Annotated in this window: 17 protein-coding genes and 1 tRNA gene; 16 read left to right on the top strand and 2 right to left on the bottom strand. The window is 73.3% G+C overall.

The window, feature by feature from the left end; all coding sequences use genetic code 11:
• Positions 1 to 202 precede the first annotated feature (202 nt).
• The 7 genes from ACIP6W_RS01880 (at position 203) to mfd (ending at position 11,059) form a co-directional block, all read left to right on the top strand.
• Positions 203 to 1,405: a sensor histidine kinase gene (locus tag ACIP6W_RS01880; RefSeq protein ID WP_400427882.1), complete on the top strand. Its 1,203-nt coding sequence runs from the start codon at positions 203 to 205 to the stop codon at positions 1,403 to 1,405.
• Positions 1,402 to 2,058 carry a response regulator transcription factor gene (locus ACIP6W_RS01875; protein WP_400427880.1) on the top strand — a complete coding sequence of 219 codons (657 nt, stop codon included), beginning with the start codon at positions 1,402 to 1,404 and terminating at the stop codon, positions 2,056 to 2,058. The genes ACIP6W_RS01880 and ACIP6W_RS01875 overlap by 4 nt, the downstream gene beginning before the upstream one ends.
• A gap of 10 nt (positions 2,059 to 2,068) precedes the next feature.
• A complete protein-coding gene (locus ACIP6W_RS01870) occupies positions 2,069 to 3,028 on the top strand; it encodes a hypothetical protein (protein WP_400427878.1) in 960 nt (319 codons plus the stop codon).
• A 335-nt stretch (positions 3,029 to 3,363) separates the two neighbouring features.
• Positions 3,364 to 3,996, top strand: a complete 633-nt coding sequence (locus tag ACIP6W_RS01865; RefSeq protein WP_066652537.1) for a 50S ribosomal protein L25/general stress protein Ctc — start codon at positions 3,364 to 3,366, stop codon at positions 3,994 to 3,996.
• 32 nt (positions 3,997 to 4,028) lie between these two features.
• A complete protein-coding gene (gene pth, locus ACIP6W_RS01860) occupies positions 4,029 to 4,613 on the top strand; it encodes an aminoacyl-tRNA hydrolase (RefSeq protein WP_058742290.1) in 585 nt (194 codons plus the stop codon).
• Between the two features lie 160 nt (positions 4,614 to 4,773).
• Entirely contained in the window at positions 4,774 to 7,386 is a 2,613-nt protein-coding gene (locus ACIP6W_RS01855) for a hypothetical protein (protein WP_400427874.1), read from the top strand.
• A gap of 61 nt (positions 7,387 to 7,447) precedes the next feature.
• Positions 7,448 to 11,059: a transcription-repair coupling factor gene (gene mfd, locus ACIP6W_RS01850; RefSeq protein WP_066652554.1), complete on the top strand. Its 3,612-nt coding sequence runs from the start codon at positions 7,448 to 7,450 to the stop codon at positions 11,057 to 11,059.
• Positions 11,060 to 11,284: 225 nt separating this feature from the next.
• Here mfd and nhaA read toward each other — a convergent pair whose 3' ends face one another.
• Positions 11,285 to 12,463 carry a Na+/H+ antiporter NhaA gene (nhaA, locus tag ACIP6W_RS01845; RefSeq protein ID WP_311205973.1) on the bottom strand — a complete coding sequence of 393 codons (1,179 nt, stop codon included), beginning with the start codon at positions 12,461 to 12,463 and terminating at the stop codon, positions 11,285 to 11,287.
• A gap of 103 nt (positions 12,464 to 12,566) precedes the next feature.
• Between nhaA and ACIP6W_RS01840 the strand changes: the two genes are divergently transcribed.
• The 8 genes from ACIP6W_RS01840 (at position 12,567) to ACIP6W_RS01805 (ending at position 20,988) form a co-directional block, all read left to right on the top strand.
• Positions 12,567 to 13,229: a MazG family protein gene (locus ACIP6W_RS01840; protein ID WP_311205972.1), complete on the top strand. Its 663-nt coding sequence runs from the start codon at positions 12,567 to 12,569 to the stop codon at positions 13,227 to 13,229.
• A gap of 358 nt (positions 13,230 to 13,587) precedes the next feature.
• The gene (hisS, locus tag ACIP6W_RS01835; RefSeq protein WP_400427870.1) at positions 13,588 to 14,832 is read left to right on the top strand and encodes a histidine--tRNA ligase; all 1,245 of its coding nucleotides are present in this window, start codon (positions 13,588 to 13,590) and stop codon (positions 14,830 to 14,832) included.
• A 98-nt stretch (positions 14,833 to 14,930) separates the two neighbouring features.
• Positions 14,931 to 16,214 (top strand): phosphopyruvate hydratase, encoded by a 1,284-nt coding sequence (eno, locus tag ACIP6W_RS01830; RefSeq protein ID WP_058728084.1) that lies wholly within the window; start codon positions 14,931 to 14,933, stop codon positions 16,212 to 16,214.
• Between the two features lie 375 nt (positions 16,215 to 16,589).
• Entirely contained in the window at positions 16,590 to 17,147 is a 558-nt protein-coding gene (locus ACIP6W_RS01825) for a septum formation initiator family protein (protein WP_066652590.1), read from the top strand.
• 68 nt (positions 17,148 to 17,215) lie between these two features.
• Positions 17,216 to 17,764 (top strand): DUF501 domain-containing protein, encoded by a 549-nt coding sequence (locus ACIP6W_RS01820; protein ID WP_066652599.1) that lies wholly within the window; start codon positions 17,216 to 17,218, stop codon positions 17,762 to 17,764.
• Between the two features lie 47 nt (positions 17,765 to 17,811).
• On the top strand, positions 17,812 to 19,287 hold the full coding sequence (locus tag ACIP6W_RS01815; RefSeq protein ID WP_066652606.1) for an NAD(P)/FAD-dependent oxidoreductase: 1,476 nt from the start codon (positions 17,812 to 17,814) through the stop codon (positions 19,285 to 19,287).
• A 76-nt stretch (positions 19,288 to 19,363) separates the two neighbouring features.
• Positions 19,364 to 19,437, top strand: a tRNA-Leu gene (locus ACIP6W_RS01810).
• Between the two features lie 222 nt (positions 19,438 to 19,659).
• Positions 19,660 to 20,988: a threonine/serine exporter family protein gene (locus ACIP6W_RS01805; RefSeq protein WP_251154682.1), complete on the top strand. Its 1,329-nt coding sequence runs from the start codon at positions 19,660 to 19,662 to the stop codon at positions 20,986 to 20,988.
• A gap of 283 nt (positions 20,989 to 21,271) precedes the next feature.
• Here ACIP6W_RS01805 and ACIP6W_RS01800 read toward each other — a convergent pair whose 3' ends face one another.
• On the bottom strand, positions 21,272 to 23,644 hold the full coding sequence (locus ACIP6W_RS01800; protein ID WP_400427867.1) for an Ig-like domain-containing protein: 2,373 nt from the start codon (positions 23,642 to 23,644) through the stop codon (positions 21,272 to 21,274).
• Between the two features lie 237 nt (positions 23,645 to 23,881).
• On the opposite strand from ACIP6W_RS01800, the gene ACIP6W_RS01795 reads away from it, so the two are divergent.
• On the top strand, positions 23,882 to 24,463 hold the full coding sequence (locus ACIP6W_RS01795; RefSeq protein WP_400427864.1) for a LemA family protein: 582 nt from the start codon (positions 23,882 to 23,884) through the stop codon (positions 24,461 to 24,463).
• Positions 24,464 to 24,480 lie beyond the last annotated feature (17 nt).

Raw genomic sequence — 24,480 nt, 5'->3', positions numbered from 1 at the left:
GGCGAGCGCTTCGGCTGCGCGCGCCGCCGCTGCCCACCGGTCGTCGGTGGCCGGGTCGCGCGCGGGCAGGGACTCGTTCGTCGACACGCCCCGACGCTAGCGACGCGTCCTGACCGCAGGGCTCGACGACACCTCATCCACTCGGATGAAAGGTGCCGCCCGAGCTCGCAGCCGCGTCGACGCCCGCCCTACGCTCGCCGACATGACCTCCTTCCTGCGTCGCCGCGCCCGGCACGTGCTGCCTCCGGTCGTCGGTGCCGTGTACCTGGTGCTCTGGATCGTCGCCGAGGCCGGACGCTCCGAGCTGACCGGCCACGTGCTCGTCGTCGCCGCGTTCGCCGTCGCCATCGGGTTGACGAACTGGATGCCCGCGACGGCGCTCGGCCTGGTCGTGGTGGTCCCGCTGCTGCAGGCGCTGCACCTGCTCGACCGCCCGCGCGCGACGACGTGGCCGGAGTACCTGGCGATCGCGATCGTCGTGGGCGTCGTCGGTGCAGGGCGGTCGGGGCTGCTCCGGTGGCTCGCGGTCCCGGTGCTCGGCGTCGCGAGCATCGCCGCCGCCTGGGCGATGGCGGTGCCGACGGTCGCCGACCCCGACGTCTGGGGCAACTGGACCGGGGCGCACTCGGGGACGCGGAGTGACCTCGTGCTCCTGTCGCTGGCGATCGCCGGCGCGAGCGGCATCGCCTGGGCCGCCGGCGTCGCCGTCGGTGCAGCGTGGCGGATCGGCCTCGCCAGGACCCGCGTCGTCGCGGCCGAGCGGGAGACCGAGGTCACGACCGCCGAGCTCCGCGCGGAACAGGAACGCGCCAGGATCGCCCGCGACGTGCACGACTCGCTCGCACACTCGCTCGCCGTGGTGGTCTCGCAGGCCCAGGGCGCCGCGGCGATCGCCGGTGCCGGCGCACCGGCAGCGACGGCCCTCCGTGACATCGCCGACGTGAGCCGGAGCGCCCTCGGCGACGTCCGTGCACTCGTCGAACGCATCCAGGGCACCGGGTCGGCGGCGGTGCACGGCCTCGTGGACGTCCCCGACCTCGTCGAGGACATGCGCGACCTCGGCATGCGTGCGACGTTCGAGCAGCACGGTGTGCCCGGACCCGTCGGCACGGCGACCGGGGGAGCGGTGCACCGGATCGTGCAGGAGAGCCTGACGAACGTCCTCAAGCACCAGGGGCGGACGGCGTCGACCCGCATCGTGCTCGACTGGCGCGGCCCGGGCCTCGGCATCGTGGTCACCTCGCGAGGGGACGCGCCCCTGGTGCAGCTCGACGGCGCGGGCTCGGGCATCGAGGGCATGCGGGAGCGGGCACGGCTCGCCGGCGGGTGGCTCCGGGCCGGTGCGGGTGACGACGTCGACGAGTTCGTCGTGACCGGTTGGGTGCCCGTCGAGGACGCCCGGTGAGCGCGATCCGCGTCGCCGTGGTCGACGACCAGCACCTCTTCGCCTCCGGCATGCGGATGCTCGTCGAGGCCCAGGACGACATGGCCTGCGTCGGCACCGCTGCCGACGGCGCCGCGGCGCTCGAGCTCTGCGCCGACGAGGACCCCGACGTCCTGCTCCTGGACCTCCGCATGCCGGTGCTGAACGGCATCGAGACCACCGCACGCCTGGCCGCGCAGGGCGGAGACCGCCCGAGGGTCGTGGTGTTGACGACGATCCGCCGCGACGAGGCCGTGCTCGCCGCCCTCCGTGCGGGAGCGGCGGCGTTCCTGACGAAGGACGCCCTGCCCGAGGTGGTGCTCGGCACGATCCGCGACGTCCACGAGGGGCGTCCGGCGCCGACCGAGGCCGAGGCGCTCGACCTGCTCCGCGCCGACGGGACCCTCGTCGAGACCCCGCGCCCGGACGAGGTGCTCGACGTCCTCACCGCCCGGGAGCGCGAGGTCTTCCTGCTCGTCGCGAAGGGGCTCAGCAACCAGGAGATCGCGGCGACCGTGTTCCTCAGCGAGGCCACGGTCAAGACGCACGTCCGCGCGGTGCTCACGAAGCTCGGACTCCGGAACCGGATCCAGGTCGTCATCACCGCACACGAACGCGGACTCGTCCGCGCCTAGGGGGAACACCATGCGCATCACCCAGCGTGCCGCGAAGTCCGGCGCACTCGTCCTCGTCCTCGCCGGCCTCGGGGGAGCCGTGCTGCACAGCCTGCCCGAGCCCGCCGACCACGCCGTCCGCCCGACGGTGGAGCGCGACCTCGACACGTGGTCGATGCCGCTCGACGGCTACGCCCGGCCCGCGGTCGACGAGACGTCCTACGCCGAGGAACTGGTCGCGGAGCCGTGTCTCGAGCGGCTCGGGATCGACGGGGCACCACCGTGGGCGACGGTCTCGGGGCTCCGCGCACTGAGCGAAGCGGACGACCCGGCGGTCCGCGGCAACACCGCGCCGGCACTCGCGACGACGAAGCCGCTGCTGCCCGCACTGGCCGAGCGCCGCGGGTACCACCTCACGTCGACCATCGGCGCGAACGTCGAGGCGAGACGGTCGTGGGCCGGCTCTCCCGAGCGGACCGCGGTCATCGCGGCAGCGCCGCGGGACGCGGTCGCCGGCTGCTGGCACCAGGCCCGTCGGACGCTCGGCACGAACGGGCGCGGCGTGGAGCAGAGCACCGAGGTGGCCGAGCGGCTCACCGCCCTCGCCGCCGCCGACGCCCGTCAGGACGCATCGGTCGAGGCGACGACGGGCGCCTGGCACCGCTGCATGTCCACGGCCGGTCTGGTCGACCTCCCCGCGGCGCCGAGCGGCCTCCCGTCGCAGTCGATGCTCATGGACTACGGCCTGAACTTCCGTGAGGGTGAGGTCACGAAGCCCGAGATCGCCCTCGCCGAGCACGACCTGGCCTGCCAGCAGTCGTCCGGCTACCGGGAGGCGCTCTACGACGCGCAGTGGTCCCGGCTCCTCCACGTCACCGCCACCGACGCCGCCGTGCTGGCAGCCGCCCGGCCGGACCAGCTCGCGGTCGCCGACCGCGTCGCCAGGACGATCGAGCGACTGGCGCCGGAGGCACCGGAGGGCGTCGACTGACGGGCACCGGCGACAGACCCGCGGTCGCGGGCAGGTGGACCTGGGGGGACCGGTCCGCGACCGTGCGCAGGGACGGACGGGAGGCTCGTGGCGGCACCGCCACGAGCCTCCCGTCCGGTGGTGGGCGGTGCCGCGGTGCGACACGCCCGACGTCCCCTGCTAGACTCACAAACCGACTTCGGCGAGGGCCGCGCAGCGCGCGGCCGTGATCGACGCGGTAGGGAGACCCGGCCCAGTCCTGGGAGCGTTCCTCACGCGTGCACGCGTTCGAGTTGCAACACCACAGACCCCCCGATGCCGGCACCCCGGCGTCGACCCCGACACCAGGAGGCACCATGGCCGACTACACCAAGCTCGCAGCGGAGACCCGCACCAAGTTCGGCAAGGGCGCTGCGCGCAAGCTCCGCGCCGCCGACAAGATCCCCGCGGTCGTCTACGGCCACGGCACCGAGCCGCAGCACATCACCCTCCCGGGCCACGAGACGATGCTGCTCGTCCGTACCGCCAACGCGGTCGTCGACCTCGACATCGAGGGTGCGGCCCAGCTCGCCCTCGTCAAGGACGTCCAGCGCGACCCGGTGCGCCAGATCATCGAGCACATCGACCTCGTCGTCGTGCGCCGTGGCGAGAAGGTCACCGTCGACGTCCCCGTCGTCGTCGAGGGCGAGTCGTTCTCCGGCACGATCCACGTCCAGGACCTCTCCTCGGTCTCGCTCCTCGTCGAGGCGACCGACATCCCGGAGCACGTGACCGTCGACGTCGAGGGCCTCGAGGACGGCACCCAGGTGCTGGCCTCGCAGCTCGAGCTGCCGACCGGCGCCGAGCTCGAGACCGACGGCGAGGCGCTCGTCGTGCAGATCGTCACCCCGCGTGGCACCGCTGACGACGACGCTGCCGACGAGGCCGCTGCCGAGGCGGGCGCCGAGGCCGGCGCCGAGGGCGGCTCCGCCCCGGTCGACTCCGAGTAACACACCCTCCGCGGAACGTCTGGCCGACGCTGATGACAGGAACGACCCTCGTCGTGGTCGGGCTCGGGAACCCCGGGCCCGGCTACGCGGGGAACCGTCACAACGTCGGCCAGATGGTCCTCGACGAACTCGCCGCCCGCATGGGTGCGACGTTCAAGAAGCACAAGACGCCGAACCAGGTCGCCGAGGGGCGCCTGGTGCCCGGCGGACCGAAGCTCGTCCTGGCGAAGCCGGGATCCTTCATGAACACCTCGGGTGGCCCGGTCTCGAGCGTGCTCGGGTTCTACAGCGCCACCCCGGCGGACCTCGTCGTCGTCCACGACGAACTCGACCTGCCGTTCGACACCGTCCGTCTCAAGGGCAGCGGCGGGCACGGCGGCCACAACGGGCTCCGCGACATCATCAAGGCGACCGGCACGAACGAGTTCACCCGGGTGCGGATCGGCATCGGCCGTCCCCCGGGTCGCCAGGACCCCGCCGACTACGTCCTGCGTGACTTCTCGCCGACCGAGAAGAAGACGCTGCCGAACCTGCTCGCCGACGGCGCCGACGCCGTCGAGGCGATCGCGGAGCTCGGGCTCCTCGCCGCGCAGCAGCGCGTGCACGCGCCCTCCTGACGCGTCCGGTCGAGTTCGCGGATCCGGCCGGGAGGCACGGTGTGGGTCGTCCACGCTGCTGTCCGGTTCCCGCCGGGTCCCCGAACTGGGGGACCGTCACGTCCCCCGGTCGTCGGTAGGTTCGCCGTCGGGGCGACCGTCCCGACGACGAGGGGGCGACGTGGGGCGAGCACGACACCGGGCAGGACCGACAGACGTCGCACAGCGCTCCGGCACGGGGGTGCGTGCGGTCCTCGCCGTCGTCCCGGCCGCGGTCGCGCTCATCGCGGTCGGCATGGCCTCCCTGCTCACCCAGGACGGCGCGGTCGCCGCCACCGAGACCTGGACACCGACGAGCGCCGAGTCGTCCGCGCCACCGGTCGCGAGCAGCTTCTCCGCCCCGAACGACGTGCACCACGACGTCGACGGACGACTCCTGGTCGCCGACTTCGCCGGGAACGGCCTGCTGCGCCGCGGACTCGACGGCACCTGGAGCGTGGTCGCTCCGTTCGGCACGGCGCCGGGCGACATGTGGAACCCGTCGGCCGTGACCACCCTCGACGACGGCCGCATCCTCGTCGCCGAGGCCGGGCGGCGGTCGATCACGCTCCTCTCCCCGGACGGGCTCGTCGTCTCCCGGTGGGCCCCGCCTCCGAGCGGACGAGCCGTCTCCGAACTCGCGGTGCAGGGGACGACGGTCTTCGCGGCCGTGCCCGGCAGCGGATCGCTCTGGACGGCCGAGCTCGGCAGCGGGACGTGGACGGCGGTCGCGGGTCCGTGGTCCGACCCGAGCGGCGTCGCGATCTCCGCCGACGGTGGAACGCTCACCGTGACGGACGCCGGACCCGACGAGGTGTGGCAGGTCGACCGCGCGTCGGGCGTCGTCAGCGCGCTCGGGTTCCCGGCCGACGGGCAGACCCGGCTCCGCGGGGTGGCGGTCGACGACGGGGACGTCTTCGTCGTGGACAACGGGAACGGCCGCGTCTGGTCGGACGCCGGTGGCGCGTGGGCTCCGGCGTTCTCGACGGCGCCCGACGGATCGGCACTCGCGAACCCGACCGCCGTGTCCGTCGGCCCGGGTCGGAGCCTGGTCGTGGCGGACTACAACCGGCAGCGGATCGTCACCGCGACGTCGTCCGGCCGCGTCGAGGAGAGCCCGGGTACGAGCCCGACCGCACCGACGGCGGAGCCCCTGCCGTCGGACACCCCGACGCCCGAGCCGACGGCTGGCCCCACGACCGCCCCGTCTCCCGGACCTTCGGCGGAGCCGACGACTCCGGCGACCGGCGAGCCGACGACGCCGGCGAGCAGTGACCCGAGCAGCGGTTCGACCCCCTCGCCGACGGCCGACCCGACCGACCCGCCGACGGCGGAGCCGACCGTCTCGCCGACGGCCGACCCGACCGACCCGCCGACGCCTGACCCGACCGCAGAGCCGACCGCCTCGCCGACGTCCGACCCGACGGGGGAGCCCACCCCCGAGCCGACGTCGGAACCGACCGCTGCACCGACGTCCGACCCGACGGGGGAGCCCACCCCCGGGCCGACGTCGGAACCGACCGCAGCGCCGACGTCGGATCCGACCGACCAGCCGACGCCGACGCCGACGCCGAGCAGCGAGCCGGGTGCGGACCCGTCGGCGCCGGCGGCCGACGAGCCCACCCCCGCCCCCACGGGTGCGCCGACCGACGAGCCCTCCGACGAGCCGAGCGCGACGCCGACGGTGACCCCTGCACCGACCTCGTCGCCCTCCCCGACCGACGATCCCACCGCGGAGCCGACCGCCACGCCGCAGCCCGATCCGTCGACGGAGCCCGGTCCCTCGACGGAGCCCGGTCCCTCGACGGACCCGGAGCCGACCGACGAGCCGGGCCCCACCCCGACGCCGCCCGCCCCCGGACCGACCACCCCGGAGCCGACCCCGTCGCCGTCGGGCACCCCGAGCGCGACACCGACGACCGACCCGGACCCCCGACCCGAGCCGGATCCCGACCCGACGTGGGAGGCGAGCGCGACCCCGACCCCCTCCGCCCCGGCCACGGCAGGACCGCTCCCGACCGGGACACCCTCGACGGGAGCGCAGCCGTCGCCCGCACCGTCCCCGACGGCCGAGCCGACCGCGGGGCCGGAGCCCGGAGCGACCTCCGCGCCGGAGCCGACCACCGCGCCCGGACCGACGACCGCGCCGCAGCCGACCACGGCGCCCGGACCGACGACCGGGCCGGAGCCGACCACCGCCCCCGAGCCGACCACCGCGCCCGAGCCGACCACCGCGCCCGAGCCGACCACCGCGCCCGAACCGACCACCGCGCCCGAGCCCACCACCGCGCCCAGACCCACCACGGCGCCCGAGCCGACCACCGCGCCCGGACCCACCACGGCGCCCGAGCCGGGGGCGACCACCGCCCCGGAGCCCGGACCGTCGCCCTCGCCCGACGTCTCGTCCGGACCCACCCCCGGTCCGACCGGCGCCCCCGGACCGACGCCCGCACCCGACCCCGACCCGTCGCCCGGCCCGGACGGCACCACCGGCGGGGGAGGACCGACCGCCCCGACCCCGACCGCCCCGACCCCGAGCGCCGACCCGGGGGCGGCCGCCGGCCGCGGCGGGACCACCGGCGTGACGGGTGCCGACGCGGCGGACGGTGCCGCGCCTCCCGACCGGGCCGGCTCCACGTCTGCGGACCGCAGCCCGACCACCCTCGCCTGGACCGGCGCCGCACCCGTCGCGCCCGCGCTGCTCGTGGCCGCGCTGCTCGTCCTGATCGGGTCCCGACTCCGTCGCCGCAGCTGACCGTGTTCGCCGCCCGCGCACGCCGGGCCGGGTGTCGGACGCCGCCGGTACCATCGTCTGAGTGACGATCTCGGGCATCATCCCTGCGCTCTCGCGCGCCTCCGCGTTCGATCGCGTCCTCCGCGCTGCCGGGCGTGACGCGGACTTCTCCGTCGTCGACGGCCTGCGGGTCCCGTTGCTCGGCGCGCTGCTCGCCGAGCGCAACGGTCCCCAGTGCCTCTTCGTCGTCACCGCCACCGGGCGCGAGGCCGAGGCGGTGCGCGGCGCCTTCACGTGCACGGTCCCCGACGCCGAGGTCCTCGAGTTCCCCGCGTGGGAGACCCTGCCGCACGAGCGCCTCAGCCCGAGCGCCCAGACGGTCGGCACCCGCATCGCGACGCTCCGCAAGCTCGCCGCGTGGCAGGACGCCGATCCGGCCGACCGCCGCACGATCGTCGTGGTCGCGAGCGTCCGCGCCGCACTGCAGCCCATCGCGGGCAACCTGACGTCGCTCGCCCCGGTCGCACTCGCGACGGGTTCACGCGGCAACGACCTCGCGGCCATCGCGTCGCAGCTCGTCGACCTGGCCTACGCCCGGGTCGACCTCGTCACCCGCCGCGGCGAGTTCGCGGTGCGCGGTGGCATCCTCGACGTCTTCCCGCCCGGTGCCGACCACCCGGTGCGCGTCGACTTCTTCGGCGACGAGATCGAGGCGATCAAGGCGTTCTCGGTCGCCGACCAGCGCACCACCGACGACGACCTCGGCTCGGTCGAGCTCACCGCCTCGCGCGAGCTCCTGCTCAGCGACGACGTGCGCCAGCGGGCACGCGAGATGCTGCACGAGTTCCCGAACCTGTCGCAGATGCTCGCGAAGATCGCCGAGGGGATCCCGGTCGAGGGCATGGAGTCCCTCGCGCCGGCCCTCGTGCAGGACCTCGTGCCGATCACCACCTACCTGCCCGAGACCGCCACGATCGCGGTCCTCTCGCCCGAGCGGGTCGCCGGTCGCGCGCACAGCCTGGCCGAGACGAACACCGAGTTCCTGCAGGCCGCGTGGAGTGCCGCGGTCGCGGGCGCACAGGCACCCATCGACCTCGACGCGGGCAACTTCCTGTCCGTGCAGCAGCTCAAGAACACCCGTGGCCAGCGCACCTGGTGGACGGTCACGCCGTTCGACTCGGGGCTCGACGAGGGTGACCGCGAGCGCGTGCTCACCGACGCCGAGGCCGCTGCCGAGGCCGGTGAGTACATCCGCGTCCGAGCGGAGTCGATCCCGAGCTTCGCGGGCAGCGCGGACGGGGCCGTCGAGCACGTCAAGCAGCTCGTCGACGACGGCTGGGGCGTCGTCGTGACGGCGCAGGGCAAGGGGCTCGTCGAACGAGCGGTGCAGGTGCTTGCGGACGCCGGTGTGGCGGCTCGTGCCGAGGACCTCACCGCGCCGCCCGAGCCGGGTGTCGCGATCGTCACCACCGCCACCGTCGAGGCCGGCTTCGCGACCCCCGACCCGCGGATCGCCGTCCTGAGCGAAGCCGAGTTCTACGGCCGCAGCGTCCAGCAGGGCGCCCGCACCGTCAAGAAGCTCGCCGCCCGCCGCAAGAACGTCGTCGACCCGCTGCAGCTGAAGCCGGGCGACGTCGTCGTGCACAACACCCACGGCATCGGCAAGTTCGTCGAGCTCGTCTCGCGCGAGGTCAGCTCCGGCGGTCGCAACGCCGTGAAGACGCAGCGTGAGTACCTCGTGCTCGAGTACGCCCCGTCGAAGCGGAACTACCCGGGCGACAAGCTCTTCGTCCCGACCGACCAGCTCGACCAGCTCTCCCGGTACGTCGGCGGCGAGAACCCCACCCTGTCCAAGATGGGCGGCTCGGACTGGTCCGCAGCGAAGTCGAAGGCGCGCAAGGCCGTCCGCGACATCGCCGTCGACCTCGTGAAGCTGTACTCGGCGCGCATGGCCTCGAAGGGGCACGCGTTCGGCCCGGACACCCCGTGGCAGCGTGAGCTGGAGGAGGCCTTCCCGTTCGCCGAGACCGCCGACCAGCTCACCACCATCGACGAGATCAAGCGCGACATGGAGAGCCCGATCCCGATGGACCGCCTGCTCTCCGGCGACGTCGGCTACGGCAAGACCGAGGTCGCGATCCGCGCGGCGTTCAAGGCCGTGCAGGACGGGAAGCAGGTCGCCGTGCTCGTCCCGACGACGCTGTTGGTGCGTCAGCACATGGAGACGTTCCAGGAGCGCTTCGCGGGCTTCCCCGTGCACCTCCGCGCACTCAGTCGCTTCCAGACCGAGAAGGAGTCGAAGGAGACGATCGCCGGCCTCGCCGACGGCACCGTCGACATCGTGATCGGCACACACCGCATCCTGTCGCAGAACATCGCGTTCAAGGACGTGGGGCTCGTCATCATCGACGAGGAGCAGCGGTTCGGCGTCGAGCACAAGGACCAGCTCAAGAAGCTCAAGACCAACGTCGACGTGCTCGCGATGTCCGCGACCCCGATCCCGCGGTCGCTCGAGATGGCCGTCACCGGCATCCGGGAGATGTCGACGCTCGCGACCCCGCCGGAGGACCGCCACCCCATCCTGACCTTCGTCGGGCCGCAGTCCGACCTGCAGGTCGCCGCCGCGATCCGCCGCGAGCTCCTGCGCGAGGGCCAGGTCTTCTACGTGCACAACCGCGTGAAGGACATCCAGTCGGTGGCGTCGCACCTGGCCGAGATCATCCCCGAGGCCCGGATCCAGGTCGCCCACGGGCAGATGTCCGAGGGCACCCTCGAGCAGGTCATGGTCGACTTCTGGGAGCGCAAGTTCGACGTGCTCGTGTCGACGACCATCGTCGAGACGGGCCTGGACATCGCCAACGCGAACACGCTGATCATCGACAAGGCCGACAAGTACGGGCTGTCCCAGCTCCACCAGCTCCGAGGTCGCGTCGGCCGCGGGCGTGAGCGCGGGTACGCGTACTTCCTCTACGACGCCGACAAGCCGCTCTCCGAGACCGCGCAGGACCGTCTCGAGACCATCGCCGCGAACAACGAACTCGGCGCCGGTATGCAGGTGGCCATGAAGGACCTCGAGATCCGGGGTGCCGGCAACCTGCTCGGTGGTGAGCAGTCCGGGCACATCGCGGGGGTCGGGTTCGACCTCTACCTGCGGATGATCGGCGAGGCCGTGTCCCAGTTCCGGGGAGACGTCGCCGAGGGGCAGACCGAGCTCCGGCTCGAGATCCCGGTCGACGCGCACATCCCCGAGGACTACGTCGAGTCCGAGCGGCTCCGGCTCGAGGCGTACCAGAAGCTGTCGGCCGCATCGGCTCCGGCTGCGCAGCCCGAGGCGATCGACATGGTGCTCGACGAGCTCACCGACCGCTACGGCCAGCCGCCGCAGCCGGTGCTCACCCTGGTCGAGGTGTCGCGCCTGCGGCGCATGGCGCAGCAGGTCGGCCTGTCCGACGTCGTCGTGATGGGGTCGAACCTGCGGATCGCGGGCAAGGAGCTCGCCGACTCGGCCCAGGTCCGGCTGAAGCGCATGTTCCCCGGCGCGCGCTGGTTCCCGCAGCAGGACGCCGCGAGCATCCCGCTGCCGAAGCCGCACGGCGAGACGCTGCCCGACGACGGGCTCATCGAGTGGGTGGAGAGCATCCTGACGGCCGTCTACGGCGCGTCCAAGGCCCCCGCGGAGGCGCCCGCCTCCTGACACGGTCCGGCGCGAAGTGACGCGGCCCGACGCGGCCTGGAGGCGCGGTGCCAGTCGGTACCGCGCCTCCAGGCCGTCGGGTGGCCGTCGTCCGACATCGCACGTGTCGTCGTCCGACATCGCACGTGTCGATCGACCCGTGCGGAGTCGTACGATGCGCCTGCAACGACACGTCCGCGGTCGTCCGACCGCGGACGTGTCGCAGCGCAGCGGCCGCTCGGTGCGCTACTCGGTGGCCTCGGCCTCGGAGAGCTCGCGTCGCGCGCGGTAGCGGCGGGCGCGCAGGCTGACGACGACGGCGGACGCGAGGATCGCGATGCCGGACCCGACGAGCACGGCGAGGACACCCTCGTCGAGGATCTCCTCGTTCCGGGCGAACGCCAGCTCGTTCATGAGCAGCGAGACCGTGAAGCCGATCCCGCCGAGCACGCCGACCGTCACGATCGACCAGAACGAGAGCGTCGATCGACCGGGGGCGCGGAAGATGCGCGTCGCTACGGCACCGAACAGCGTGATGCCGATGACCTTGCCGACCGGGAGCGCGAGGACGACGGCCCAGAACGTGGGGGAGAGCTCGCCGATGCCGACGCTCGGGATCACGACCGCCGCCGAGGCGAAGGCGAACACCGGCAGGACGACGGCGTTCGACCACGGCTCGACGTTCTCGTGCAGCGTGTGTCCCGGACGGCGGGGCAGGACGAGACCGAGCGCGACGCCGGCGATGGTCGCGTGCACGCCCGAGTGGTACACGAGCCACCACGTCACGAGGCCGACCAGCACCATCGCGGCGAGGATCCACACGCGGCCGGTGCGGCCCGGTCGCAGCAGCCGACCGAGCACCGCGAAGACGGCGAGGGCGACGACCGCACCGCCGAGCGCGAGGAAGTCGGTGCCGTGCGCGAAGACGACGGCGATGATGACGATCGCGATGAGGTCGTCGAGCACCGCGAGCGCGAGCAGGAAGACGCGGAGCGTGGAGGGCAGCCCTCGACCGAACATCGCCAGGACCCCGAGCGCGAACGCGATGTCCGTCGCGGTCGGGATGGGCCACCCGTGCTGGTAGGGCGTGCCCGAGGTCACCAGGAGGAAGATCCCGGCCGGCACGAGCACGCCGCCGACCGCGGCGATCGCCGGGATGACGGCCGTCTTCGGGTTCGAGAGTTCCCCGTCGAGCAGCTCCTGCTTCAACTCGATCGCGACCAGCAGGAAGAAGACCGCGAGCAGGCCGTCGCTGATCCAGTGCGACACGGACAGGTCGAGACCGACCGCTCCCCACGGCGAGTGCGCGTCGAGGGCTCGTTCGAGGCCCGGTCCGAGCGGCGAGTTCGCCACGAGGAGGCCGAGCACGGCGGCGGTCAGGAGCGCGATCGCGCTGAAACGGGGGGAGCGGACGAGTGCCGACATGGATCTCCGACGGTGTGCGGGTACGGGTACGGAACCGTCGACCAGACTTCCCGACACACCAGGGGTCAGCCTACCGGAGCGGCCTGCGTGCGAGCATGACGCCATGACCGCCGTCACGGACCTCGTCGAAGTCGTCGACCGCCTGCTCGCCCCCGAGGGTGGTTGCGTGTGGAACCGTGCACAGACCCACGCATCGCTCGCGCGGTACGCCGTGGAGGAGTCGTACGAACTCGTCGACGCCATCGACTCCGGCGACGACGACGACCTCCGCGAGGAACTCGGCGACGTGCTCTACCAGGTCGTGTTGCACGCCGGACTGGCTGCAGCGCAGGGCCGGTTCGACCTCGAGGACGTCGCCGCCGGTGCTCGCGACAAGATGGTCCGTCGGCACCCGCACGTGTTCGGTGCCGAACGGGCGGACACGGAGGCGGAGGTCGTCCGGGTGTGGCGGGCGGCGAAGTCGGCCGAGAAGGCGTCGCGCACGAGCGTCCTCGACGGTGTCCCGAGGGCGATGCCGCCGCTGGAGCGAGCCGTGAAGCTGCTCGAACGCCTGGAGGAGCGTGGCGACGCCGCCACGGTCGTCGCCGCCGTCACGTCGGCGGCCGCGCCTGCTGAGGGCAGCCGGTCGGAGGGCGCCGTCGACGACCGGTGGGGTGCGGGGATGCTCGCCGAGGTCGCAGCGGCGCGCGAGGCGGGCATCGACGTCGTCGCCAGCCTGCGGGACGCGGTGAGCCGGCTCGAGGCCGGCGCGCGCGTCGGGGAGTGAGCTGCGCCTCCAGTTCGGAGACGCGGGGGAGTGGGCTGCACCTCCTGTTCGGAGCGTGCGGGTGAGTGGGCTGCGCCTCCTGTTCGGAGCGCGCGGAGGAGTGCCGGACGGGCAGACGAGAGAGCGGGCACCCTCCCAACCCGAAAAAGGAGGGTGCCCGCGAGCGGGCCACGACGTGCCAGGGGGACACGACGACAGGGACGCCCGCTCGAACCGCGGGGCACCGTTGCAGCACACCGGCCCCGCGAACGATCTGGTGGCCGGATCAGGAGGCCGCCAGACCGAGGTTCTGCATCCAGAGTATCAGTGGGCCGGATGCGGCGCAAGGTCGTGCCCTGGTTCTGGCAGGATTGGCGACATGGCGACGACCGTGACGGCTCCCCGTGGCATGCGTGACTTCCTCCCGGCGGACAAGGCCCGTCGCGAGCACGTCCTCGGGGTGGTCCGGGACGTGTACGCGCGACACGGGTTCGACGAGATCGAGACGCCGGTCGTCGAGGACGCCGCACGCCTGCACTCGGGGCTGGGCGGCGACAACGAGAAGCTCGCGTTCGCGGTGATGCGCCGCGGGCTCACCACCGAGGACCTCCAGGAGGCGGATGCGCCGCTCGACCTCGCGGACCTCGGGCTCCGCTTCGACCTGACGGTCCCGCTCGCCCGCTTCTACGCCTCGCACCGCGCCGAGCTGCCCTCGGTGTTCCGTGCCGTGCAGATCGCACCCGTGTGGCGTGCCGAGCGTCCGCAGAAGGGGCGCTACCGGCAGTTCGTCCAGTGCGACATCGACATCCTCGGCGAGCCGGGGCAGCTCGCGGAGATCGAGCTCATCCGCGCGACCACCGCCGCGCTCGACGCGCTCGGCATCGCGGACACCACCATCCGCATCAACGACCGACGCATCCTGCTCGCGCTGCTCGCCTCGTGGGGGATCACCGACCCGGACGCCGCGGACCGGGCGCTGATCACGGTCGACAAGCTCGACAAGATCGGTGCGGACGGTGTGGCCGCCGAGCTCCGCGCGACGATCGGCGCCGACCTGCCGGGCCTCGAGGACACGATCCGTGCGCTCGAGGCTGCGGACTGGGTGTCTGTCGAGGGGGCGCCGTGGCTCGATGCCGAGGCGTTCGCGGACCTGCTCCGCCTCCGCCGGGCCCTGCCGGGCGTGGACCTGCGCTTCGACCCGACACTCGTGCGCGGCATGGGCTACTACACGGGCACGATCTTCGAGGTCGCCCACCCCGACTTCGGCTACAGCCTCGGCGGTGGCGGTCGCTACGACGGCATGATCGGACGCTTCCTCGGGCAGGACGTGCCCGCGGTCGGGTTCTCGCTCGGGTTCGAGCGGCTCGTCGACCTCGTCACGCTGCCGGAGTCGGCCGAGTCGGACGCCGTCGTGCTCCTGTACGACAAGGACGTCGACCCGGTCCGCCTCGCGGCGCTCAAGACCGAGGCCCTCGCGTCGCACCGTCGCGTCCGGCTCGAGCGGCGGCCGAAGAACACCAAGAACCTGCTCGCGAGCCTCGCCGAGCAGGGCTTCGCGGCCTTCGCCGGTGTGCGGGCCGACACCGAGACCCTGGAAGGTGTCGAGTTCCGCCCGCTGGCGTGAACTCCTCCACACCCGACGTCATCCGCGGCGAGGCGTCCACCGCGCCTCGGTAGGATCGACCCGCTGTCCACCACAACCGAACTCGTAGGGAGTACCCCGTGGCCCAGATCGATGCCGTAGGCGCACGCGAAGTCCTCGATTCCCGAGGCAACCCGACGGTCGAGGTCGAGGTCCTCCTCGACGACGGCGTGGTCTCGCGCGCGCTCGTCCCGTCCGGTGCCTCCACCGGTGCGTTCGAGGCGTACGAACTCCGCGACGGCGACGCGAACCGCTACGGCGGCAAGGGCGTCCTGAAGGCCGTCGACGCCGTCCTCGACGAGATCGGCCCGGCGCTCGAGGGCTTCGACGCCACCGACCAGCGCCTCGTCGACGCCGCGCTCATCGAGCTCGACGGCACCGAGAACAAGTCCCGCCTGGGCGCCAACGCGATCCTCGGCGCCTCGCTCGCCGTCGCCCGTGCCGCCGCCGACTCGGCCGACCTGCCGCTGTTCCGCTACCTCGGTGGCCCGAACGCGCACACGCTGCCCGTCCCGCTCATGAACGTCGTCAACGGTGGCGCGCACGCCGACACCAACGTCGACATCCAGGAGTTCTTCCTCGTGCCCTACGGCGCCGAGAGCTTCTCGGAGGCCCTGCGCTGGGGCGTCGAGACCTACCACGCCCTCAAGGGCGAGCTGAAGAAGCAGGGTCTCGCGACCGGCCTCGGCGACGAGGGCGGCTTCGCCCCCGAGCTCGCCTCGAACCGTGCTGCGCTCGACTTCCTGCTCGCCGCGATCGAGAAGGCCGGCTTCACCCCGGGCAAGGACATCGCGCTCGGCCTCGACGTCGCCGCGACCGAGTTCTTCCACGACGGCAAGTACGCGTTCGAGGGCAAGCAGCTCTCGAGCGAGGAGTTCACCGGGTACTTCTCGGACCTCGTCGCGAACTACCCGCTCGTCACCATCGAGGACGCCCTGGCCGAGGACGACTGGGAGGGCTGGAAGCACCTCACCGCCGAGCTCGGCTCGAAGCTGCAGCTCGTCGGCGACGACCTGTACGTCACGAACCCGAAGCGTCTGCAGCGGGGCATCGACGAGCAGGCCGGCAACTCGATCCTGGTCAAGGTGAACCAGATCGGCACGCTGACCGAGACCCTCGACGCCGTCTCCCTGGCGCACCGCCACGGCATGACCGCGATCCTGTCGCACCGCTCGGGCGAGACCGAGGACACCACCATCGCCGACATCGCGGTGGCCGTCGACGGTGGCCAGATCAAGACCGGTGCCCCGGCCCGCTCGGACCGCGTCGCGAAGTACAACCAGCTGCTCCGCATCGAGGAGGAGCTGGGCGACGCCGCCGTCTACGCCGGCCGCACCGCGTTCCCCCGCGCCGCTGCGCTCTAGGTCGCACCCGCACCACCACGAGACGCCGTCCTCCTCCGGGAGGGCGGCGTCTCGCCGTCCCCGGGCACTCCCGTCGCCGTCGAACTGATCCGCCCTCGCCCTCGAATCGGTCTGCTCTCGCCCTCGAGCGGGCAACATCTGCGACGTCCGGCGCAGCAGTCCGACGGATCTCGCCCACTCGGCGGACGCGAGCGGCACGTCCTGCCCGTTCGGCGGCCAGCTGGCCCAGCGGTGGACGCTCGGCGGTGGGTGGCGGACGGGAGGCGCGTGGCGGCCGTGCGCCGCGCCTCCCGGCCGCTGGGAGGGTGCCGAGCGACGCACGACGGTCCGCGTGCCGGGTCACGTGACCGTGCCGTGCCGGGTTATCGTCGAGCCGTGCCCAGCCAGAAGCCCCGCGTCCGCCGCATCCCCGTGGCCGTGCCGGAGTCCGGTGCGCACGAGCAGCCCTGGTACCGGTCCATCCGGTTCTCCGGCTTCAGCCTCCTCATGCTCGCGATCATCGTGCTGTTCGTCGTCGTGCTCGCCCCCTCGCTGCGGACGCTCATCCAGCAGCAGGAGCAGATCGCGCAGCAGCAGCGCGAGGTCGCAGCGCAGAAGGCCGACGTCGCGCAGAAGAAGCAGGACGTCGCGCGGTGGGACGACCCGGCCTACATCGAGGCCCAGGCACGCGACCGGCTGCTCTACGTGTACCCGGGCGAGGAGAGCTACCTCGTGATGGGTGCGGAGCAGGCGAAGGGGTCGGACCGGGCCGAGACCGACTCCGGCAGCCCGGTCAGCTCGACGGTGCAGACGCCGAAGGTCGACTGGGTGCAGGCGATGCTCTCCAGCGTGCTGCAGTCAGGACTGACCGAGAAGACCACCGAGCAGCTCGTGGCGCCCGACGTCTCCGGCACCGGAGACCCGACCGGCGCCGCGACGAGCGACAGCAAGTAGGGCAGCCGGGGGCGCCGCGGCGTCACGGAGTGGGACGGCGACCAGGACTCGGGTAGGCTCACGTGCCCGTGACGACCCCTCCCTTCGATCCGCCGTCCGACCGCGACATCCAGGTCGTCTCGGCGCAGCTCGGGCGACCGGCCCGCGACGTCGTCGGGATCGCTGCACGGTGCGCCTGCGGCAACCCCACCGTCGTGTCGACGAAGCCCCGACTCGCGAACGGCACCCCGTTCCCGACGTTCTACTACCTGTGCCACCCCGCCGCCACCGCGGCCGTGAGCACGCTCGAGGCGAACCACGTCATGCCCGAGCTCGCCGCCCTGCTCGAGGACGAGACCGTCGCGGCGCAGTACCGCGCGGCCCACGAGTCCTACCTGGCGGACCGCGAGTCGATCGAGCACGTCGACGAGATCGACGGCATCAGCGCGGGCGGCATGCCCACCCGCGTGAAGTGCCTGCACGCGCTCGTCGGCCACGCCCTCGCTGCCGGACCCGGCGTCAACCCCATCGGCGACCTCGCGCTCGAGCGCGTGGACTGGTCGCCCTCCCGCTGTGAGTGCCGGGCGTATGATGGCATCGCAGACGCTGGAGTCGGGGCGGGTGGCGGCGAAGACTGACCAGCCTCCCGGCAAGCAACCACCCCACTCCAAGGAGATCATCCCCCGTGCCCAAGATCCTCGTCGTCGGCGGCGGCTACGCCGGTTTCTACACCGCCTGGAAGCTCGAGAAGCACCTGCGTCAGGGTGAAGCCGAGGTCACCATGGTGGACCCGCTGCCGTACATGACGTACCAGCCGTTCCTGCCCGAGGTCGCCGCCGGCTCGATCGAGCCGCGTCACGCGATCGTGTCGCACCGTCGTCACCTGAAGAAGACCCGTGTCGTCACGGCGAAGGTCACGAAGGTCGACCACGCCACGAAGACCGCGACGATCACCCCGGCCGAGGGCGAGGCGTGGGAGGAGTCCTACGACCAGATCGTCATGACCGCCGGTGCCGTCTCGCGCACCTTCCCGATCCCGGGCGTCGCGGACGAGGCCATCGGCCTGAAGACCATCGAGGAGGCCGCGGCGATCCGCGACAAGATCCTCACGAACTTCCACAAGGCGGCGAACCTGCCGGCCGGTCCCGAGCGCGACCGACTGCTCACCGTCGTCGTGGTCGGCGGTGGCTTCGCCGGCATCGAGGTGTTCGCCGAGCTCCGCTCCTTCGCGTCCGACCTGCTGAAGAGCTTCCCGCAGCTGTCCTTCGACGACACGCACTTCCACCTGGTCGAGGCGATGGGCCGCATCATGCCCGAGGTGTCGCTCGAAACCTCGCACTGGGTGCTCGAGAACCTCGCGTCCCGCGGCGCGACGGTGCACCTCGAGACCCAGCTGGCCTCGGCCGAGGGCGGCGTGTGCCAGCTCAAGGCCAAGGACGAGTCGATCGAGACCATCGAGTCCGACCTCATCATCTGGACCGCCGGCGTCATGGCGAACCCGATGGTCAAGGGCACCGACTTCCCGCTCGAGCAGCGCGGTCGCATCCGCGTGCAGCCCGACCTCCGCGTGGTCGACGACAACGGCGTGATCGCCGACGCGTGGGCCTGCGGTGACGTCGCGGCCGTGCCGGACCTGACCGGTGGCGGTGTCGGCGGCTTCTGCGTGCCGAACGCCCAGCACGCCGTGCGTCAGGCGAAGCAGCTCGCGAAGAACCTGGTCGCGGTCGTCCGCGGCGAGGCGACGACGGACTACAAGCACGAGAACCTCGGTGCCGTCGCGGGCCTGGGTCTCGGCACGGGTGTGTTCCAGTCCGGCAAGTTCGCCATGAAGGGCTTCCTGGCCTGGGGCGCCCACCGCGGGTACCACGGCCTGGCGATGCCGTCGTGGGAGCGCAAGTGGCGCGTCATCGGCGACTGGGTCGGCGGCTTCTTCCTGGGCCGTGACATCGCGTCGCTCGACGACCGTGAGACCCCGCGTGCCGCGTTCGAGGCCTTCGCGTCGCGCCCGAAGCCCGCTGCAGCCGAGGAGCCCAAGGCCGTCGCTGCCCCGGCTCCGGCGGAGGGTCAGCCGGCCGACGCCGCCGGCCCCGCGTACGCCACCCCGGCCGAGGACGTCTCGAAGGACGCTGCGCCCGTCGCCGCCCCGGCGGACGCCAAGTAGCACCAGCACCAGCACCGACGGCCGTCGCCCCACGTGGGGCGACGGCCGTCGTCGCGTCGGTAGGCTGTTGCGGCCCGCCCCCGTGGCCCAATCGGTAGAGGCACGCGACTTAAAATCGCCGAGTTGTGGGTTCGAGTCCCACCGGGGGTACGCGAGATTTGGCGCGCCGTCGGCAGCGCCGCCGGCCGCGCCGCCGCGCTGGCCGCGCCGCCGGCGACGGCGACGGCGACGGCGGGCGAGTCTCGGCTCCGCGGACAGTTTCGCGGATCGGCCGTCGCGAACGTGTCCGCACAGCCGAGTCTCGTGCGAGCGCCCCGCCCGCACAGACGCCCCGCCCGCACAGACCCCCGCCGCGCAGTAGCATCGACGTCCGTGGTCGGACTCGGAAGCGCTCTCGCGAACCTGCGCAACGCGCTCAACCGACCCGAGGCGCACGTCGAGGTCGTCGACGGCGAGACGGTCCCCACCGGGATGCTGCTCGGGACCCTCGGCGCCCTGCTGCTCGACGCCGGCAGCTCCGTCACCGACGTCCGCTCCGCGCTCGAGAAGGCCCGCGACGCCGCCGGGGTCGGACCGACGCTCGCCGTGGGTGTCCTGCCCGCACTCGTCATGGTCAGTGAGGTCGCCACCGGCGCCGCCACCATCGTGAACGCCGAGGGCGTCGAGCTCTCGTCGCGTCAGGCAGCGCGGGCGAACCGCCTCGTGCTCGGCCTGGAACGCGGTTCCATCGCCCTCGCCGAGATCCCCGCCCGGGTGCGCGCGATCCGGACCGGTACCGTGCCGCCGCCGGCGCTGCCGTGGATCACCGGGAACGCCCTCACCTCGGTCGGACTGGCCGTCGTGTTCCGCTGCCCGTGGTGGGCGATCGTGCTCGCGCTCGTCGTCGGTGCCCTGGTCGGTGTGCTCAGCCTGGTGCTCCGCCGCTTCCGCGAGGCCGTCGCGATCATCCCGTTCCTGGCCGCGTTCATGTCGACGAGCGTCGTCGGCCTCGTCGCCGCCGGCACCGGGTTCGACCACGTGCCCCTGTTCGCGGTGTGTGCGCCCGTCGCGGTCTTCGTGCCCGGCGCGCTGATCACGAACGCGCTGCTCGAGCTGACGGCCGCCGACATCGTGACCGGAGCCTCGCGCCTGGTGCAGGGGCTCATCACGCTCGGCTTCATGGCCGCCGGTATCGCCGCGGGGAGCGCCCTCACCGGCCTGCGTGTCGACCCGTCGTCGGCGGCCCTCGTCGGCGAGGTCGCCGGCGTCGGCACGCTCCGCGGTGGTTGGGAGGCCGTACCGTCCTACTGGGTGTCCTGGGTGGCGGTGGCGGGCCTCGCCGTCGGCCTCGGGCTCGTGTTCCGCTCCGGCTGGCGGCTCACCGTCGTGTCCGTCGCCGTCATGATCAGCGCGTACGCGGTCGTGAGCGGGACGACGCCGGTGTGGGGCAGCGTGGTCGCGACCGGAGCTGCGGCCGCACTGCTGTTCGTCGCGACGCGGTTGCTCGAGCGTGTGGTCCCGGTGATCCCGGCGACGGTGTCGTTCTTCCCCGCGTTCCTGCTGCTCGTTCCCGGCACCGTGGGACTCGTCGCGGTGACCACGTTCGACCCCGTCGCGCTCGGCACGCCCCTGGCGACGTTCGTCAGCCTGTGCATCGGGACGAAGATCGGCGGCCTGCTGCCCGGTCTGTTCCGGCGGAACGTCCCGCACCGCGTGGCCTGAGACCTGGGGCGCGCGGCGGTCGGGAGGCGCGCAGCCGCCCCGTCACGCGCCTCTCGTCCGACCGGTGCGGGCCGGGAGGGGCGTGGCGGGCGAGCCCAGCGCCTCCCGTCCGACCGGTGCGGGCCGGGAGGGGCGTGGCGGGCGGGCGCGGCGCCTCCTGTCCGGTGGGTGGCGGGCCGGGAGGGGCGTGGCGGGCGGGCGCGGCGTCTCCTGTCCGGTGGGTGGCGGGCCGGGAGGGGCGTGGCGGGCGAGCCCGGCGTCTCCCGTCCCGTGGACGGACCGGTCAGCGGTGCTGTGCGGCGGTGCGCGAGCCGCGCAACCAGACCCAGCAGCAGGCGACGGCGGCGGCGCACAGGGCGGAAGCCACCGCGGTCTCGGTCGGTGAGGGGACAGCGGGAGCTCCCGCGCCCGCCGTCACCGCCGCCAGCGCGACCCCAGCGGCGGTGAGGCCGACCCAGCGCGCACGCGCCCCGGCGACGAGCACCGCACCCGTCGACCCGGGCAACGGCAGCAGCGACACGACGAGTGCCCCGACCGCGCCGACGCAGAGCGTGGTGGCGAACTCGGCCGTCAGCGTCGTCCAGAAGCCCGACCCGTGCACCAGCGAGTGCAGGACCCAGCCGACGGTGGCGACGCCGAGCAGCGCGGCCGAGCGGGCCGTGGCGCTCCGGACCCCGCGGGCGAGGCTCGAGCCCAGTCGCAGGGCGGCGGTGTCGGCGCCGGGGCGGCCGACCGGGACGAGGACGGCCCCGACGACCAGGGCGGGGGAGAGGTCGGTGACGCGGGTCAGGGCGCAGCCCAGCACGGCGGCGAGCACGAGCCAGGGGGAGACGCGGAAACCGACGGCGGCGCGGTCCTTGCCGGCCGCCCAGCGGGTGGCCAGGACGACGACCCCGGTGGTGACCGCCGAACCGAGCAGCACCGCGAGCGCGAGCCGGACGTAGCGGGCCTCGAGCGCGACGCCGACACCGAGGAGCGTCGTGACGACCACGATCCCGACGCCGACGGCCGCCGCGGCCCAGGCGGGCAGGACCTCGTCCCCGAGTCGTCGCTCCGTGCGCGAGCGGTTGCGGCCGAGCAGCGCGGCGAACGGGTTGCGCAGGCGACCCCGGGCCGTGGCGCCGACCACCGCGAGCGGCACGGCGACGAGCACGAGGAAACCGGCGGCGACGCCGGTGGCGAGCAGGACGGTACCCCACGAGAACGAGGCCTGGATCGTCGGGACACCGCGGTCGTAGGCGGTGTCGGCGGTCCAGTCGCCCGCGGGGCCGGACCAGTCGGGCACCCCGCTGGTGCTGCCCCCGGCGCCTGCCGTGCCGCTGCCCCCGGCCGTCCCGGTCGACCCGCCGCCGCTCGTGCCGGTGTCGGTCGGGGTCCCGGTGCCGTCCGTCGCACCGGACGTGTGGTCCGGCGTCGTCCCCGGCGTGCCGGACGACGACGTCTGCCCGCCCGGGGCCCCGGAGGCACTCGCGCTGGGCCCGGCGCTCGGCGCGGCGGTCGCGTCGCTCAGCACGACGCGGACCCCAGACGACGACGGTGAGGAGTTGCCCGCGGCGTCCTGCTGCATCGCGCTCACCACCCGGGTCCCGGCGGGTGCGGTCGCGCCCGTCGTCGTGCACGCCCACCGGCCGTCGGCACCGACGTCGGAGCGGCACACCGGCGAGCGGTCGACGTACACGGTGAGGACGGCACCGGGCTCACCGGTGCCGCGCACGGTGAACGGCTGGGAGCGGACGCGCTCGTCGGACTCCGGCGTGGTGACGACCGGTGCTGCCGGGGCGGTCCGGTCCACGACCACCGTCCGCGGGGCCGAGGGGGCGCTCCGCAGGTCCGAGCGGAAGCCGTTCGCGGTGCTCGCGGTCTGCGCCGCGGAGACCGTGATGCGCCCGTCGCGCGCGCTGCCGGGCAGCGCGACGGTCCAGCGACCGCCGGCGTCCACCCGCGCGGTGCGGTCGGTCGGGGTGCCGGAGACCGACACGGCGACGGTCGCTCCGGGCAGGCCGGTGCCGGACACGGGACCCGAGGTGGGACCGTCGGTCGTGACGGCCGGCGGGACGACGACGTCCGAGGCCGGAGCACGGGACGACCCGAGCGCGGCGTCGGTCTCGTCGGCGACCGTGAAGACCTGCTGCGGACCCGAGTGGACGGTGGCGATGCACGACCAGGACCCGTCGGTGGCCACGGTCGTCGTGCAGCCGCTCGAGCCCGTGGCCGCCGGTCCGGTGACGCGCAGCCGGTGCCCGGGGGTGCCGGCACCGTGCAGCCGGACGGTGGCGGTCGTGACGTCGCCGGGGTCGGCGATGCTCGGGCGGACGGCGGGGCGGTCCGTCGGCGAGGGTGCCGGGGAACCGGTGTCCGGTGGCAGGGTGCCGAACTGGGGGAAGGGCGTCGGGGAGGCGGTCCGGGCCGCGTCGTCGTCCTGCTGCGTCGCGGTGTCGGTGGTGGACGTCGTGGACGTCGTGGTCATCGCGGTCGCGGACGTCGTCGCGGGCGCGGCTGCGGCGGGCTGTGCGCCGAGCAGGACCGTCCCGGTGGCGAGCACCGTCACCAGCGCCGCGGCCAGCAGCCCGACGCGCGATCGGGGTCGACCGACGGGACCGCCGCCCCCGACGGTCCCCTCCTGCGCGTTGTCCCCGAGCCTGTCCACCGTCTCCATCACACGCGATCATCGGGCTCGGGTCAATCCACCACCCGGATGATGTGTCCTGGGACCGATCCCCGGCTGGGGGTCCCCGGACGGTGGGTGTGCGCCACTCGGGAATCCCCCGTGAACCAGACTGCGCGAACGGGTCGTGCCGGTGCGCCTCGGTACACTCGTGGACGGTCGTCCCACGGCCACGCACCGGCCGCGGTCCCACTGCGCCGGACCCGAAGCGCAAAGGAGTACGCCCAGATGGACACCGGACTCGTCACGACGCTGATCGTCGTCGGAGTGGTGGTGGTCCTGCTCGTCGTGGTCGGGATCTACCTCTGGGTGACCTACAACTCGCTCGTCACGCTGAAGCTGCGCGTGGACGAGGCGTGGAGCGACATCAGGGTGCAGCTGAAGCGCCGCGCGGACCTCATCCCCACCATCGTCGAGACGGTGAAGGGGTACGCCGCGCACGAGAAGTCCGTGTTCGAGTCGGTGACGCGCGCCCGCGCCGAGACCCTCGGCGCATCGGACGCCTCGAGCGCCTCGGTGGCCGAGGGGCACATGCAGAAGGCCCTGAAGGGTGTGTTCGCCGTCGCGGAGGGCTACCCCCAGCTGCAGTCGAGCCAGAACTTCCTGCAGCTGCAGTCGGAACTCGTCGACACCGAGGACAAGATCCAGTCCGCCCGGCGCTTCTACAACGGTGGCGTGCGCGAGCTGAACACGAAGATCCGGCTCTTCCCCAACTCGACCTTCGCGAAGAGCAAGGGCTTCAGCGAGGCGACGTTCTTCGAGACGGCCGAGCCCGCGGCGATCGCCGAACCGCCGCGCGTCCAGTTCTGACGCCGACCGGGGCGGCC

This window comes from Curtobacterium sp. NPDC088465, from assembly GCF_044753165.1.
Lineage (GTDB): Bacteria > Actinomycetota > Actinomycetes > Actinomycetales > Microbacteriaceae > Curtobacterium.
The sequence above is the reverse complement of the archived record's forward strand: the minus strand, read 5'-3'. Positions and strand labels throughout refer to the sequence as shown.

Excerpts from the sequence above, each read along its gene's own strand:
- ACIP6W_RS01840 (WP_311205972.1), top strand. The coding sequence starts at position 12,567 with ATGACCGCCGTCACGGACCTCGTCGAAGTCGTCGACCGCCTGCTCGCC.
- ACIP6W_RS01880 (WP_400427882.1), top strand. The coding sequence starts at position 203 with ATGACCTCCTTCCTGCGTCGCCGCGCCCGGCACGTGCTGCCTCCGGTC.
- hisS (WP_400427870.1), top strand. The coding sequence starts at position 13,588 with ATGGCGACGACCGTGACGGCTCCCCGTGGCATGCGTGACTTCCTCCCG.
- pth (WP_058742290.1), top strand. The coding sequence starts at position 4,029 with ATGACAGGAACGACCCTCGTCGTGGTCGGGCTCGGGAACCCCGGGCCC.
- ACIP6W_RS01865 (WP_066652537.1), top strand. The coding sequence starts at position 3,364 with ATGGCCGACTACACCAAGCTCGCAGCGGAGACCCGCACCAAGTTCGGC.
- ACIP6W_RS01870 (WP_400427878.1), top strand. The coding sequence starts at position 2,069 with ATGCGCATCACCCAGCGTGCCGCGAAGTCCGGCGCACTCGTCCTCGTC.
- ACIP6W_RS01795 (WP_400427864.1), top strand. The coding sequence starts at position 23,882 with ATGGACACCGGACTCGTCACGACGCTGATCGTCGTCGGAGTGGTGGTG.
- nhaA (WP_311205973.1), bottom strand. The coding sequence starts at position 12,463 with ATGTCGGCACTCGTCCGCTCCCCCCGTTTCAGCGCGATCGCGCTCCTG.
- ACIP6W_RS01800 (WP_400427867.1), bottom strand. The coding sequence starts at position 23,644 with ATGGAGACGGTGGACAGGCTCGGGGACAACGCGCAGGAGGGGACCGTC.